The sequence below is a fragment of the Synechococcus sp. UW140 genome, assembly GCF_900474295.1.
Lineage (GTDB): Bacteria > Cyanobacteriota > Cyanobacteriia > PCC-6307 > Cyanobiaceae > Synechococcus_C.
Window position 1 is genome coordinate 55,688 of sequence record NZ_UCOB01000020.1, and the last position, 14,753, is coordinate 70,440.

Genomic DNA, 14,753 nt, shown 5'->3' on the forward strand with positions numbered 1-14,753 from the left:
TCATGAGTTTCCGTTCTGATCGCCGTTCTTCCGGCGATGGCCGTCCCTTTAGTGGCGGTCGTCCTTCCGGTGCAGGACGTCCAGGGGGTGCATCTCGCTCCTCCGCTGGAGGCAGGCCATTTCGTGGGCGTTCCGATCGTGATCGTCGTGTCGACCGCGATGGTGGTGCTGAGCGTGATGGCCGATCTCCACGCGGGGATCGCTTTGATCGTGGTAATCGCTTTGATCAAGGAGAACGACCCCAGCGAGAGGGACGCTTTAACAGGGATGGCCGCTTCAATCAGGAGGCCCGCTCGGAGCGCAGTTCCGACGTCGGTGGTCGCTCTCGATTTGATCGTTTTGACCGCAAGGCAGCTCCTGGCCGGCCTGGTCGCGTCGAGCGAAACGGACGCTTTGATCGCAAGGATCGCTTTGAAGGCAAGGAGCGTTTTGATCGCCGCGACCGTGGCCCCAGTGAGCGTGGCCCCGGTGAGCGCTCTTCCTCTGACCGCTTGTCCAGCGACCGTCCCTCACGCGACCGGTTTTCCGGCGATCGTGGTCCCCGCGACCGTTACCCCAGTAATCGTTCTGAGCGTTCCAACCAACGCTTCTCCTCCAGGCCTGAGCGTGGATCGTCATCGAGTTCGGAGCGATTCAGAGGGCGCCAAGGCTTCAGAAGTGGCTCCCGTCGTGGTGGCTGGGCTCGAGACACCTCACCGAATCAGTTTGATCAGGCCCAGCGGCAGGGTGAGGAACTAGCCCATTCCCCCGATGCCCAGGCTGATGACATGCTCTGGGGACGCCATGCCACCCAGGCAGCCCTTGAGGCCGGGCGTCCGATTCACCGGATTTGGTGCACCGCTGAGCTGCGCAGCTCACCGAAATTCCTTCAATTGCTCAGGGATGCCAAGGCCTCTGGTGTGTTGGTCGAGGAGGTCACTTGGGCCCGACTCGGTCAGCTCAGCGGCGGTGCTGTGCATCAGGGCATTGCTCTGCAGACCGCTTCTGCTGAAACGCTTGATCTGCATACCTTGGTGGAGGGTTGCGCTGCCCTTGGTGAGCCGCCTCTGCTGTTGGCCCTGGATGGCCTCACCGATCCCCATAATCTCGGCGCCATTGTCCGTTCCGCTGAAGCCCTCGGTGCCCACGGCGTTGTTTTGCCTCAGCGGCGCAGTGCTGGGCTTACCGGCTCTGTGGCCAAGGTTGCCGCCGGTGCTTTGGAGCATCTACCGGTGGCCAGAGTCGTCAATCTCAACCGCTCTCTGGAAACCCTTAAAGATGCTGGTTATCGCGTGGTTGGCTTGGCGGAAGAAGGTGATGTGACCTTGCCGGAAGCCGATCTGGAGGGGCCGCTTGTGGTGGTCACCGGTTCAGAAGGCAACGGTTTGTCGTTGCTCACACGCCGCCACTGCGACCAGTTGATCCGCATCCCACTGCGGGGCATTACGCCAAGCCTGAATGCCTCTGTGGCGACGGCGATGTGTCTGTATGAAGTCGCTAGACGCGGCTGGATGAAGGATCTCAAGGGCCAGGCACCTTCTCCTCCGATCATTCGCCCCCGCTGCGCTGGTTTGGATTCAGACCCGATCGCCACCCTCAAGACGGACGAGGCCGCTGGAACAGACGAGGCGCTTGAGACTGCTGCTGGATCTGAGACAGTTGTTGGATCTGAGACTGTTGGAGTCTCTGAGATCGCTTTAGAGCCTGAGGCGATTGCTGCTGCTGAGGCTTCGCCTCAGCCTCCTTACGAGGATGCACCTGTTGCATCACCTGAGGTTGCGCTGAATCCTGACGACATCGCACCGGCTCTCGAGGCTGTGTCGCAGCGTCCTTCGGAGGTTGAACTCGAATTCGAGCGAGATGAACAGAGTGCAGCACAGGTGGATGTTGTTCCCTTCCAGGACAGCGTGGAACTCTGATCCTCTGCTCGACTCCCCTGATCAAGTGCAGCCAGGCGTTAGGAAGCAGTGCAGAATGGAACTGTTCTGCTTCCTTCGTTGATGGGCCTCCTGAATAGGCCGCTGCGCAGTTTTGCCAACGGTCTTGGATTGGCTTGGTGGGCTCGGGTTGAGACCCAGGGCCCTGATGTCTCTTATTGGTTCGGACCGTTCGTCACCCGCGCCAGCCTCCAGAAGCAGCTGCCTGCTTTCCTCGAGGATGTGGCCTCTGAGTCACCGTCTGATATCAGCCATACCCTTCTGCGCTGTCGTCGTGGTGAGCCGTTCACCATCAGCGCTGACGACGGCTGATAGCGTCGCAGCTGTGTAGCAGTCCATCACGATGGCGATCGCCGAGTGGCGTCAGCAACTGGTGAGCGGTGAGATGTCGGCCCGTGAACTCACGGACCAACATCTTGCGCGTATCGCCGCCGTTGAACCCAGCCTCAACGCCTATCTCGAGGTGACGGCTGACCGTGCCCGAGCCGATGCCGATCGCATCGACCAGGCCCGCAGTGCCGGTGAGGACCTGCCTCCATTGGCGGGCGTTCCTCTTGCAATTAAGGACAACCTCTGCACCAAAGGGGTTCCGACCACTTGTGCCAGTCGCATGCTTGCTGGCTTCGTGCCCCCTTACGAGTCCACGGTCACTGGCCGACTCTGGGATGCAGGAGCAGTGTTGCTGGGCAAGACCAACCTCGATGAATTCGCCATGGGCGGCTCCACCGAGACCTCAGCGTTCGGCCCTACGGCCAATCCATGGAACGTTGACCACGTGCCGGGCGGCAGTTCAGGCGGGAGTGCCGCTGCCCTCGCTGCGGGTGCGTGCATGGCTTCACTTGGCTCCGATACGGGTGGCTCGATTCGTCAACCCGCCTCCTTCTGTGGCGTCGTCGGTCTCAAGCCCACGTATGGGCGCATTAGTCGTTACGGCCTGGTGGCCTTTGCCAGCTCCCTCGACCAGGTCGGACCGTTCAGCTCCAGCGTCGCCGATACAGCCGCGTTACTGCAGGTGATGGCGGGTTACGACCCTCGTGATTCCACCTCCCTGAAGGTGCCTGTTCCTGATTACAGCGCTGATCTGGAGAAGCCGATTAAGGGCCTGAGGGTTGGCCTTGTGCGTGAGTGTTTCGAGCAGGACGGACTCTCTGCTGAGGTCAAGGCCTCTGTGCTCGCTGCAGCTGAACAGCTTCAGGCCCTCGGAGCCGAATTGGTGGATGTCAGCTGCCCACGCTTTACCGACGGCATCGCCACCTATTACGTCATTGCGCCGTCGGAGGCCTCCGCCAATCTGGCCCGCTACGACGGCGTGAAGTATGGCTTCCGGGCCGAAGATGCTGACAGTCTTGCTGCCATGACATCCCGCAGCCGTGCTGAGGGTTTTGGCAGTGAGGTGCAGCGCCGCATCCTGATTGGCACCTATGCCCTCTCGGCTGGATATGTCGACGCCTATTACAAAAAGGCCCAACAGGTGCGCACCTTGATTCGCCGTGACTTCGACGCTGCGTACCAGACGGTGGATGTTCTGCTGACGCCCACAGCGCCGACCACCTCCTTCCGCAATGGCGCCCACGCTGATGATCCCCTGGCCATGTACCTGGCGGATCTGCTCACCATCCCCGCCAATTTGGCTGGCCTGCCAGCGATCAGCGTGCCTTGCGGTTTCGACAGTGCAGGCCTTCCCATCGGCCTGCAGCTGATCGGGAATGTTCTGGAGGAGTCCCGCCTGCTTCAGGTGGCCCATCAGTACGAGCAGTCAGCCCAGGTGATGGCGACATCTCCGCAGGGGGCTCTGATTCCTGCGTGACCCTGATCTCGACCCATGCCCCCTAGATCTGGGGTCATGTGCTCGGCTGGCACCCTCCATCTTGCGTTGCCTCTTAGGCTGGGGGCATGGCATTCGTCCCTCTCCACAACCACAGTGATTACAGCCTCCTGGATGGGGCATCACAGTTGCCGCAGATGGTGGAGCGGGCCAAGGCCTTGGGGATGCCCGCCTTGGCACTCACCGATCATGGGGTGATGTATGGCGCTGTGGAGCTGTTGAAGCTCTGCAAGGGGGCTGGCATCAAGCCGATCATCGGCAATGAGATGTATGTGGTGAACGGATCGATCGATGATCCGCAGCAGAAGAAGGAGCGTCGCTATCACCTGGTCGTTCTCGCCAAGAACGCCACCGGCTATCGCAATCTGGTCAAACTCACCAGCATCAGTCACCTGCGCGGCATGCGGGGCCGCGGCATCTTTTCCAGGGCTTGCATTGATAAGCACCTGTTGCAGCAGTACAGCGAAGGTTTGATCATCGCCACTGCCTGTCTCGGCGGCGAAATTCCTCAGGCGATTTTGCGGGGTCGTCCGGAAGTGGCCCGGGATGTGGCTCGTTGGTATCAAAGCGTGTTCGGCGACGATTTTTATCTGGAGATACAGGACCACGGCTCTCAGGAAGACCGGATCGTCAATGTGGAGATCGCTCGGATTGCCAAGGAACTGGGAATCGGTCTGATCGCTACCAACGACGCCCACTACCTCACACGTCATGACGTGGAAGCGCACGATGCCCTCTTGTGCGTGCTCACCGGCAAGCTGATCTCCGACGAGAAACGGCTGCGATACACCGGCACGGAGTTCATTCGCAGCGAAGAGGAGATGGGGCGGTTGTTCGCCGATCATCTCGAACCCGAGATCGTCCAGGAAGCGATTGCCACCACATCCCTCGTGGCCGACAAGGTTGAGGACTATGACATCCTGGGCCGCTATCAAATGCCCCGTTTTCCGATACCGGAGGGGCATAGTCCGGTGAGCTACCTCAAAGAGGTGACCGATCAGGGGCTTCGGGATCGTTTGGGTCTTGCTGCCGATGCATCGATCGATGCCGACTACGGCGAACGCCTGACCTACGAGCTCGGAATTATGGAGCAGATGGGCTTCCCCACCTACTTTCTCGTGGTTTGGGACTACATCCGCTTTGCCAGAGAACAGGGGATTCCTGTGGGGCCTGGGCGTGGCTCGGCAGCCGGCTCCTTAGTGGCCTATGCCCTCGGAATCACCAACATCGATCCAGTCAGCAACGGTTTGCTCTTTGAGCGTTTTCTCAATCCAGAGCGCAAGTCGATGCCTGATATCGACACCGACTTCTGCATCGAGCGCCGCGGTGAGGTGATCGATTACGTCACCCGTCGCTACGGCGAAGACAAGGTGGCCCAGATCATCACCTTCAACCGCATGACCTCAAAGGCCGTGCTCAAGGATGTGGCACGCGTGTTGGATATTCCCTATGGCGATGCCGATCGTCTGGCCAAGCTGATCCCTGTGGCCCGCGGCAAGCCAGCCAAGTTGGCGGCAATGATCGGCGATGAATCGCCCAATCCCGATTTCCGCGAGAAGTATCAGAAGGATCCGGTAGTGAAACGATGGGTCGACATGGCAATGCGGATCGAGGGCACCAACAAGACCTTTGGTGTGCATGCCGCAGGTGTGGTGATTGCAGCCGATCCCCTCGACGAATTGGTGCCGTTACAGCGCAACAACGACGGTCAGGTGATCACTCAATACTTCATGGAAGACGTTGAGTCGATGGGGTTGCTCAAGATGGACTTCCTGGGGTTGAAGAACCTCACGATGATCGACAAGACCCTGGAACTGGTGGAATCGAATTTTGGTGAGCGCATCGATCCCGACAAGCTTCCTCCCCAAGACCCCGACACGTTCGCTCTTCTGGCCCGTGGCGACCTGGAGGGCATCTTCCAGCTTGAATCCAGCGGCATGCGCCAGATCGTGCGCGACCTAAGGCCTTCGTCCCTGGAGGACATTTCCTCGATTCTTGCCCTCTATCGACCTGGGCCTCTGGATGCCGGCTTAATCCCCAAGTTCATCAACCGGAAGCACGGGCGTGAGGCGATTGACTTTGCTCATCAGGCCTTGGAGCCGATTCTCCAGGAGACCTACGGGATCATGGTGTATCAGGAGCAGATCATGAAGATCGCTCAGGATCTGGCGGGCTATTCCCTTGGTGAAGCCGACCTACTCCGCCGTGCGATGGGAAAGAAAAAGGTGTCCGAGATGCAGAAGCATCGCGGCATCTTTGTGAAGGGTGCCAGCGAGCGTGGGGTAGCCGAGAAGGTCGCCGACGAACTCTTCGATCAGATGGTTCTGTTTGCTGAGTATTGCTTCAACAAGAGCCATTCCACCGCCTACGGCGCAGTCACTTACCAGACAGCTTTCCTCAAGGCCCACTACCCGGTGGCTTACATGGCGGCTCTGCTCACGGTGAATGCCGGAGCGAGTGACAAGGTGCAGCGCTACATCTCCAATTGCAATGCCATGGGGATTGAAGTGATGCCTCCCGATGTGAATGCTTCAGGCATCGATTTCACCCCAACGGGGCAGCGCATCCTGTTTGGCCTCTCCGCTGTTCGCAATCTTGGCGATGGCGCCATCCGTCATCTGATTGCCAGCCGGGAGGCCGACGGTCCGTTCCAATCCCTGCCTGATCTGTGTGATCGCCTGCCTTCCTCGGTGCTCAATCGTCGCAGCCTCGAATCGCTCATTCACTGCGGCGCTCTTGATGCTCTTGAGCTCAATGCCAACCGTGCGCAGTTGATGGCGGATCTTGATCTGCTGCTTGATTGGGCCTCCTCCAGGGCAAAGGATCGGCAGAGCGGCCAGGGCAATCTGTTTGATTTGATGGCTGCCGCCACCTCGACTGAAGGCGAGACGGGCAACGATCTGAGCCTGGCTCCGAAGGCCTCCCCTGTGCCTGATTACCACCCCACTGAGAAGCTCAGACTTGAGAAGGAACTGGTGGGTTTTTATCTCTCCGATCACCCCCTCAAGCAACTCACCGCCCCGGCCAAACTCCTAGCGCCGATCGGTCTAGGCAGCCTTGAGGAGCAGGCCGACAAGGCCAAGGTGAGTGCGATCGCCATGGTGAGTGAATATCGCCAGGTGACAACGCGAAAGGGAGACCGTATGGCGGTTCTCACCCTGGAAGATCTCACCGGCAGCTGCGAAGCCGTTGTGTTTCCCAAGAGCTACGCCCGTCTTTCAGATCATCTGATGGCGGAAGCACGCTTGCTGGTTTGGGCAGTGGTTGATCGCAGGGATGAACGCGTGCAACTGATCGTCGATGACTGTCGGGCGATCGATGATCTGCATCTTCTCTTGGTTGAGCTTCAACCCGATCAGGCCAGTGATGTGGCTGTGCAGCACAAACTCCGGGAATGTCTGCATGCCCATCGTCCGGAACAGGACGAACTTGGCGTGCGTGTTCCCGTGGTTGCCGCAGTGCGCAACGGGGGCGACGTGCGTTATGTGCGCTTGGGATCCCAATTCTGCGTCAAAAATGCCCAGCTGGCGGCCAGTTACCTTAAGGAACAGGCCTTTGAAGCCAGCACCAAAGCTCTGTTTAGTGGGGCCCCACCCGCCTGATTGTCCTGCCCTGGAATGCCTTAAGGATTTGGCCCTTTAGGTCTTGCTGTTCTGTGCCTTCATCGATGAGCGCAGTCGTTGCAAGTTGGGTTTGATGTGCTCAATGCCCAGCAGACTTCCTGGCTGCGGTTCCCAGCTTGCAGACAGCACTCCATAACTTAAGCCCAGGAGGCCCAACAAGAAGCAGGCGCCAGAGCTGATCAGGGTGACGCCTGGTGGAATATCGAGGATCTGACGACTCACCAGCAGATAGCTGATCACAAACACCGCCATGCCCATCACGGAGGGCACACCCGTCGCAATGGCGACACGACGCGCCATCCGATTCGCCACCGCTTTGGGGATGGGTTCGGATGACGTTTTTGCCGATCCGCGGCCTGTGCTGCCGCTGTTGTCGTCGGCTGACCTGCGGGGTTCAAACGGCAAGGGTTTGCGCTGGTCGACCATGGCAGAAAGCTGGCTGGTGCGGCGAATCAGCCGCGGATGCCCAGTTTGCCAATCAGATTGCTGTAGCGCTGCTCGCTCTTGTCACGCACATAGCTCAGCAGACGCTTGCGGCGACCGATCATCTTGAGCAGACCCTGACGGGAGGAGAAGTCGTGGATGTTCTGCTGCAGGTGGCTGCTGAGCTTCGAGATGCGCTCGGTCAGCATGGCTACCTGAACCTCAGCCGAACCGGTATCGGTGGCGTGGGTCTGGTGCGTGTTGATCAGTTGCTGCTTCTGAGTGGTATCGAGCGACATGCGCGGCGTCTGGCCCTAACAGTGCAAACACCCAATTTACCCCCTCGCCTGCCCCTAAGCCGATGATCGGCTCAGCCAACGCAGGCTTTCGCGCAGCCAGCCATCGGTGTCAGTTGTTGCTGGTGGTTCAGCCCCTGATGCAACGGCGCGCATCGCCCGGCGGATTTCCAAGTCTTCGTAGCCGAGTGTTTCTAGGGTCTGCTGCAACTCCTGGAGGGGGTCCCCCTGAATCGGGAGCGCTTTGAGATCGCTGCGATCCACCAACGACAAGCTGTCTGCGGCTGGTGTTTTCCATTCGCTGAGGCGATCACGCAATTCCACGGCCAGCCGTTCAGCTGTGCGTTTCCCCACACCTTGAGCCTGGCTGAGACGGCGTAGATCCCCATCCACAATCGCCTCCACTAGAGCCTCGGCACCACAGCATTCGAGCAGGGCCAGAGCCATCTGAGGTCCGACACCATTGACGCTGATCAATGTTCGGAAGAGATCCCGCTCGCGTCGCTCAATAAATCCAAACAGACTGCAGCCGTCCTCGCGCTGCACCTGATGGATCCATGCCGTGCAGCGACGTTCACTTTCCAGTTTGATGCGATGTCCAGATGTGAACTGAACCTCGTAACCCACTCCACCGCAGGCGATGACGAGTCCCTGACGCCCACCCTGAGACCAGGTGTCGATGCGATCCCCTTGCAGCCAGCCGATCATGGGGTTGCTCCTGATCTGCCCATGCTGCCTGACCTGTCGAGTCTTTCACCCCTGGTTCTCCGTCTGAGACGGTGGATGCAAAGAGGTTTTGCCTTGATTTGTGTGGTTGTGCTCGGCTTGGGCATGACGGCTTGTACGGGTGTGAATCAGCCTCCTCGCTCTGTTCTGCTGAAAGCTCTGGGTTTGCAGATCGAACTCACCCAGTCCGCCATCGCCAGCTCCCTCGATCTCGATGCAGCGGGTGCCCCTGAAGTCAGCCGGGTCAGGGTGGAGTCACAAGAGGCGATGACATTGGCTGACCATCCGGGTTTGCATCTCAGCGGGCGCTTCGATTGGCGTCTGCCTGGTGACAGGGTGAGAGTCGATAGTCCGTTCGAACTGTTCTTGGAGCGTGGAGAGCGCGGCGAGAGCTGGCGTCTGGCTCAACCGGCTGGCAGCAGTGACGGTGGACACCAGGACTGGCTCACCTTCCCACTGCCGATTGATGCTGGCTGAGCGCAGGGCTGATCAGCCTGGCTGACGGGCGCTGAGGCTGATCAGTGTTGCTCCAAGCACGCAAGCCGCACCGACCACCATGGTGCTCGTGATCGGCTCAGCAAAAAACATCACGCCCCAGAGGGCGGCGAAGACCACCTGCACGTAATTGATCGAGGTGGCTCGCGCCGCCGGCAGCGTTGCCAAGCCTTCCGTGAGCCACACCTGGCCGAGCTGGGTGAACACTCCCACACCCACAAGCCAAAACAATTGCACGCTGCTGGGCCAGATCGCGTCTCCCCAGAGGAACGGAAGCGTGGCCGGTACCGACACCAATGGGAAATAGAACACGATCACCAGCGGGTGTTCGCGCACTGACAATTTTCGGACGCTCACGTAGGCCAGAGCGGTGAGTAAGGCGCCAGCCAAGCCAATTGCCACCGCCACGGCCGGTAAGGCTGCCGTTGATGGGGCCAAGCTCGGTGTGCTTGAGCCTGTTAGTGAGCCCAGCACGGGGCTTCCGATCCATTCAGGCTGAACCACGAGCATGACACCCGCTAAGCCGAGCAGCACCGCGAGGCCGATCCGCCGCCTGATCCGTTCTCCAAGCCAAACCCAGGCGCTGAGAGCGGTCAGTGTGGGGTAGGTGTATTGCAGCAGGGTGGCAGCTGCCAGGGGGAGACGGGCCAGGGCCTCAAAAAAACAGAGCAGTGCCGTGGTGCCTAGGGCGCCACGCAGCAGCAGCAGGCTTCGCTGCTGACCCCAGGGGGAGACCTGGGCTTGTTTCAGCATTACCAGGGTGATCAGGATGCTGATCAATGAGCGAACCAGCACGATCTCTGCGACAGGCAGCTCACCACCGAGTTGCTTCACGCAAACGGTCATCACACTGAACGCCAGCGCGCAAAGAATCAGCAGTGCGCAGGCACGCCATTCTTTCGGCGACTGACTGCCTCGGATTGCATTCAACAGAGGGTGCATCCGTGGCCGTTGTTGATCACGGGCCAACCTTCGCACCGCACGCTGCCGCACCGATGTGCGCAAGGTCTCGCAGAATGGGGCCATGGCGATGCCCCGTCTTCACCCCCGCACCATCGACGCCGTCAAGGAACGGGCCGACATTGTTGATGTGGTCGGTGAGCACGTCGTTCTCAAGAAGAAGGGGCGGGAGTTCGTCGGCATCTGTCCGTTCCATGACGACAGCAAACCGTCGATGACGGTGTCGCCTGCCAAGCAGTTCTATTACTGCTTTTCTTGCGGTGCAGGCGGGAACTCCATCAAGTTTCTGATGGAACTGCAGCGGCAGAGCTTCAGCGACGTTGTGCTCGAGCTGGCACGCAAATATCAGTTGCCTGTGGAGACCGTCGACGGTCCGCAGCAGGAACGTCTGCGGCAGCAGCTCTCACGGCGAGAGAAATTGCATCGGGCCTTGGCTTTGGCTTCGGGCTGGTTCCGCACTCAGTTGCGCAGTGAGGCTGGCCAGGGTGCTCTGCAGTATCTGCGCGAGGGCCGGGGGCTCAGTGAGGCCACTCTTGATGCCTTTGAACTCGGTTATGCCCCGGAACAGTGGGATGGCCTGCTGAAGCACCTCCAGGCGGTCGAAGGCTTGGCCCCGGAACTGCTCGAGGCGGCCGGTCTTGTGGTGCCGCGCAAGGGTGGCAATGGTTTTTATGACCGTTTTCGCCATCGGGTGATGGTGCCGATCCGAGACCGTCAAGGTCGGGTGATCGGTTTCGGTGGTCGCAGTCTGGATGGAGGCGAGCCGAAATACCTCAACTCCCCGGAAACGGAGGTATTCGAGAAGGGTAAGCATCTGTTTGGTCTCGACCGAGCCGCCAACGCCATTCGCAAGGACGACCGGGCTGTTGTCGTGGAAGGCTATTTCGATGTGATCGCTCTTCATGCCGCCGGCATCACCAATGCGGTGGCAGCCCTTGGCACTGCCCTGAGTGGGCAGCAGATCACTCAGCTCTGTCGATGTAGTGACGGTAAGCGCATCGTTCTCAACTTCGACGCCGATGGTGCCGGGGTGCGTGCCGCCAACCGTGCCATTGGTGAGGTGGAACAGTTGGCGCTTCAGGGCCAGCTGGAGTTGCGGGTGCTCCACTTGCCTTCGGGCAAGGATCCCGATGACTACCTCAAGGAGCACGGCTCCGGCGATTACCGCGCCCTCTTGGATCAGGCGCCGCTTTGGCTCGATTGGCAGATCGAGCAGGTGCTTGAAGGCCGCGATCTGGCGAAAGCGGATCAGTTCCAGCAGGGCGTCAGTGCCTTGGTGGCCCTGCTGGGCAAGCTGCCCCAATCAGCGATTCGCACCCATTACCTCCAACGGGTCGCGGAACGACTCAGTGGTGGGCAGGGACGACTGGCATTGCAGCTTGAGGAGGATCTCCGCCAGCAGGTGAAGGGTCAGCGCTGGCATGGTCGATCGGCCCGGTTCGAACAGCCCGGGGAATCCAGCCAACGGGAGCGTTCTGAGGCCGAGATCCTGCGCCTGTATCTCCACTGCCCCTCCTATCGCAGTGTGATTCGGCGGGAACTGCGTCAGCGGGAATTAGAAGATTTCGCGCTGCAACATCACCGTCTGCTCTGGGCCACTCTCACCGATCTGGAGGAAACCAACATCGGCTCCGGCCGGCTTGAGGCCGTCAGTCGTGGTCAGGACAGCGGCGAAGAACTGGCAGACCTCGATTTGCCCCGTCTGCTCACGGATCAGCTTCTGCTTGAGAACAGTGCGTTGGTGTCGCGGCTCACTCCTTTGCTCGAACCGGGTGAACTTCAGCGACTTGCCCTGAGTAACCCGTTGCAGCATCTGCGTGGCACAGCTGCCGTTCTCGAACGTCAGAAAAGTCTGAAGCGTTGTCGCCATCTGCTTGAGGCCTGGGGTGGGCAACGCCTGCAGACGCTTGAACGTTGCATCGCATCGCTGATCGCCCAGGAGCAGGATCAGCCGCAGGCACTGGCCAACATCGATATGGAGCAGCGCATCCACGCCCTGTTTGAAGACCTCAATGCCGACGCTCTGCGCTTCCAGGAGCTCTATTACTGCGAGCGGAAACACATTGCCCACCTCGATGAACAGCGTTGCGCCGGTTATGCCAATCCCAATGAGGTTGTCAAAGACGACGTTCCTCCTGCGGCTTGAGTGCAGCCACGTGTTGTCGGTTGCTTGGTCAGCTCAAGCCCACTAGTGCCTGATTGAGCGCCTGATCATCCATCCGTTCCAGCGCCAGGGCGTGCCAGTCCTGTCGCCAGATCTCAATCCAGGTGTGTAGACGATCTTGAAAATGCGCGGTCAATTCTTGCGGGCCCAGCCCTGCAGCGATCCCATTGCGAAGCACCTCAGCGGCCAGGGCACCGCTTTCCAGGGCTCGGTCGATGCCGTGGCCTTGGTGAGGATCGACCAGGGAGGCAGCGTCTCCGGTGAGCAGTACCCCCGCAGGTGGCTGCAGTTGATCAATGGGATGCAACACCGGAATCGCCATGGTCCTGATCGCCCGAGGGGATGAGGCACTCGCATCGTGCCTTTTGACCGCTCCCTGGCCATCCAGTTGGCAAAGTAGATGGTCGATCCAGAGGCGTGTGCGCTGGATCAGCTCCTTTCCCCGTAAAGCAACGCCGCCTTCGGGTGTCGGCATCGCCGCAACTCCGCAGTTGTAGCCGCCAGGCACAGCAAAGGCCCAGGCATAGGTGGCTTCTCCAGGCCAGCGGTAGTCAATGCGTGAGATCGGCTCGCCTGAGCCACCATCTGAGCGTGCCATGGCCTCGTCTCCCAGATAACAGCGGCTGGCCAAGGCAAGCAGAGGTCGACCCTGCGACAGACGGCAGTGTCGTTGGATCATCGACCCGGCGCCATCGCAGCCCACCACGAGCTCTGCCTTGATCGCAAACTGACCCGTTCGTTGTCCGGCTGGATCGTGAATGCTGCCGCTCACCGTCCAACGCTGCTCATTGGCGTCCCAGTTCAGCCTTTCCCCCTGCCATCCGAATTGCATCGCGAGCTGGTGATCGTTGCAGCGTTGCATCAGCCAGTGGTCAAGGTCGCGGCGGCGAACGGTTTGCATGCATGCTGTTCCCGACAGAATTCCATTGCCGTGCCTATGCCAGCCCCCATGGCTGTTTCTGTTGCTGTACTGCCTGGCTCTGACACTTCCCTGCTCCTTCAGGAAACTCCGTTTCTGCAGTTGTGGTGATTGTGCGTTCAGTCCCAGCTCCTGAATCAAGGTCTGGCTATAGAGGGGCAGGGCATCACCGCAGATCTTGTCGCGGGGGAAATGGGCTCGGTCGATGGCCAGCACATCCAATCCGCTGCCAGCAAGCCCAAGGCCACAGGCGGAACCTGCAGGGCCGAGCCCCACGATCAACACCCTGACCTGACGGTGTTGGCAATCCCCTTGTGATTGCTCCTCGGTTATGGACATGGCGTCAGTGGTTGATCCAAGCGGTTGTGCGTGAGCACGTGCAGGAGCTGCATCGAGTCCTCTGGCAGCTCCTTGCGCTGCAGCATGGCTTCGAGTTCCCGGGCCCGCTGCATCACCATCCCGCAGGCGTCGCGATGGTGATCTGTAGCCAGCTCCTGGAGGTAGACATGAGCACGGGCATCGTCACGGAGGTCACCTGCATCACTGCATCCGAGCCCGAGGCGAAACAGCTCAGCGTTAAACCAGCCCATGGCTGCAAGCATCCCCAGGGCATCGGCGATCAGTTCATCAAACAGGTTGATGCGCATCTCCCCTACCAGGCACTTGCAGGCGATGTGGGTCAGTTCATGTTCCAAGCGCCAGCACATCGACCGTTCGATCCAATCTTCATCACTGAGTTGTCCCGGCACAACAGTGCTTGTGAGGGAGCTGTAGGGCGCCCGGTGCAGGATCAGTACCTGGGAACGTTGATCTCTGCCGAGATCACGAATCAATCCCCAGTGGATCAGGCCTGCTACCGCCTGGGCATGGACGGTGGGCTGGATCGTGGAGCTCGAACACCGATGTGCAAGACAGCGCACGGCGAGAACGAAGTCGTCGTGATCACGGAACTCGAGCACCGGTATCGATCCACAGGGATGGGCGGCCAGACTGATCATCAGTCCTTCTGGATCCTTCAAGCTTGGGGCCATCGCTTGATCGCTGGCGTTGGGGGGCTCTCCTCGCAGCACAAGCCGTTGGTAGGCCTCGCCGTTGGTCGCGTCCGGATGGGGCGTTATCCAGAGCTGGGGCAGAGCCTTGCGCAAGGTCACCCACGACTGATCTGCTGTTGTATTGGCTAGCCATTCGGCCCACCAACGCTCCTGGGCAGAGGGCTTCAATGGCAGAGGTGGCCAGGGCTGATCGAAACCCTGAAAGACGTTGCAGTATGCCTCGATTGACTGCATCACCCTCGCGTCAGCGACTGATGTTGGCTCTCTAGCCATGGTCAGCGGATGTGGTTCAGCTGCCGGAGCCCGATGATGGCTGACACAGCGGCATCGTTCGCTGGCCTGCTCTATTCGGTG

The 14,753-nt window shown here is 60.0% G+C and carries 12 protein-coding genes; 6 read left to right on the forward strand and 6 right to left on the reverse strand.

Annotation, left to right across the window (positions count from 1 at the left end):
• Positions 1-2: 2 nt before the first annotated feature.
• From rlmB to DXY10_RS07690, 4 genes are all read left to right on the forward strand, one after another.
• Complete coding sequence (rlmB, locus tag DXY10_RS07675; RefSeq protein ID WP_115018114.1) at positions 3-1,898, forward strand: 23S rRNA (guanosine(2251)-2'-O)-methyltransferase RlmB; 1,896 nt, start codon at positions 3-5, stop codon at positions 1,896-1,898.
• An 81-nt stretch (positions 1,899-1,979) separates the two neighbouring features.
• Positions 1,980-2,228, forward strand: a complete 249-nt coding sequence (locus DXY10_RS07680) for a DUF1816 domain-containing protein (RefSeq protein WP_115018257.1) — start codon at positions 1,980-1,982, stop codon at positions 2,226-2,228.
• A gap of 31 nt (positions 2,229-2,259) precedes the next feature.
• On the forward strand, positions 2,260-3,723 hold the full coding sequence (gene gatA, locus DXY10_RS07685; RefSeq protein ID WP_115018116.1) for an Asp-tRNA(Asn)/Glu-tRNA(Gln) amidotransferase subunit GatA: 1,464 nt from the start codon (positions 2,260-2,262) through the stop codon (positions 3,721-3,723).
• Positions 3,724-3,809: 86 nt separating this feature from the next.
• Positions 3,810-7,343 (forward strand): DNA polymerase III subunit alpha, encoded by a 3,534-nt coding sequence (locus tag DXY10_RS07690; RefSeq protein WP_115018119.1) that lies wholly within the window; start codon positions 3,810-3,812, stop codon positions 7,341-7,343.
• A gap of 36 nt (positions 7,344-7,379) precedes the next feature.
• On the opposite strand, the gene DXY10_RS07695 is transcribed toward DXY10_RS07690, so the two are convergent.
• The 3 genes from DXY10_RS07695 to ruvA are packed head-to-tail and all read right to left on the reverse strand — an operon-like array spanning position 7,380 to position 8,791.
• On the reverse strand, positions 7,380-7,790 hold the full coding sequence (locus DXY10_RS07695) for a PAM68 family protein (RefSeq protein ID WP_115018122.1): 411 nt from the start codon (positions 7,788-7,790) through the stop codon (positions 7,380-7,382).
• A gap of 26 nt (positions 7,791-7,816) precedes the next feature.
• The gene (gene rpsO, locus DXY10_RS07700) at positions 7,817-8,086 is read right to left on the reverse strand and encodes a 30S ribosomal protein S15 (protein ID WP_115018127.1); all 270 of its coding nucleotides are present in this window, start codon (positions 8,084-8,086) and stop codon (positions 7,817-7,819) included.
• A 54-nt stretch (positions 8,087-8,140) separates the two neighbouring features.
• Positions 8,141-8,791: a Holliday junction branch migration protein RuvA gene (gene ruvA / locus DXY10_RS07705; protein ID WP_115018129.1), complete on the reverse strand. Its 651-nt coding sequence runs from the start codon at positions 8,789-8,791 to the stop codon at positions 8,141-8,143.
• Positions 8,792-8,812: 21 nt separating this feature from the next.
• Here ruvA and DXY10_RS07710 point away from each other — a divergent pair, with 21 nt between their 5' ends.
• Positions 8,813-9,286 carry a hypothetical protein gene (locus DXY10_RS07710; RefSeq protein ID WP_115018132.1) on the forward strand — a complete coding sequence of 158 codons (474 nt, stop codon included), beginning with the start codon at positions 8,813-8,815 and terminating at the stop codon, positions 9,284-9,286.
• 12 nt (positions 9,287-9,298) lie between these two features.
• Here the strand turns inward: DXY10_RS07710 and DXY10_RS07715 are convergent, their stop codons facing one another.
• Entirely contained in the window at positions 9,299-10,246 is a 948-nt protein-coding gene (locus DXY10_RS07715; RefSeq protein ID WP_115018261.1) for a DMT family transporter, read from the reverse strand.
• 82 nt (positions 10,247-10,328) lie between these two features.
• Between DXY10_RS07715 and dnaG the strand changes: the two genes are divergently transcribed.
• Entirely contained in the window at positions 10,329-12,410 is a 2,082-nt protein-coding gene (gene dnaG / locus DXY10_RS07720; protein WP_115018135.1) for a DNA primase, read from the forward strand.
• Positions 12,411-12,438: 28 nt separating this feature from the next.
• Here dnaG and DXY10_RS07725 read toward each other — a convergent pair whose 3' ends face one another.
• Together DXY10_RS07725 and DXY10_RS07730 are read right to left on the reverse strand one after the other, a co-directional pair.
• Positions 12,439-13,686 carry an NAD(P)/FAD-dependent oxidoreductase gene (locus DXY10_RS07725; protein ID WP_115018138.1) on the reverse strand — a complete coding sequence of 416 codons (1,248 nt, stop codon included), beginning with the start codon at positions 13,684-13,686 and terminating at the stop codon, positions 12,439-12,441.
• Positions 13,677-14,672 (reverse strand): hypothetical protein, encoded by a 996-nt coding sequence (locus tag DXY10_RS07730; RefSeq protein ID WP_244282064.1) that lies wholly within the window; start codon positions 14,670-14,672, stop codon positions 13,677-13,679. Before DXY10_RS07730 ends, DXY10_RS07725 begins: the two co-directional genes overlap by 10 nt.
• Positions 14,673-14,753: the final 81 nt, after the last annotated feature.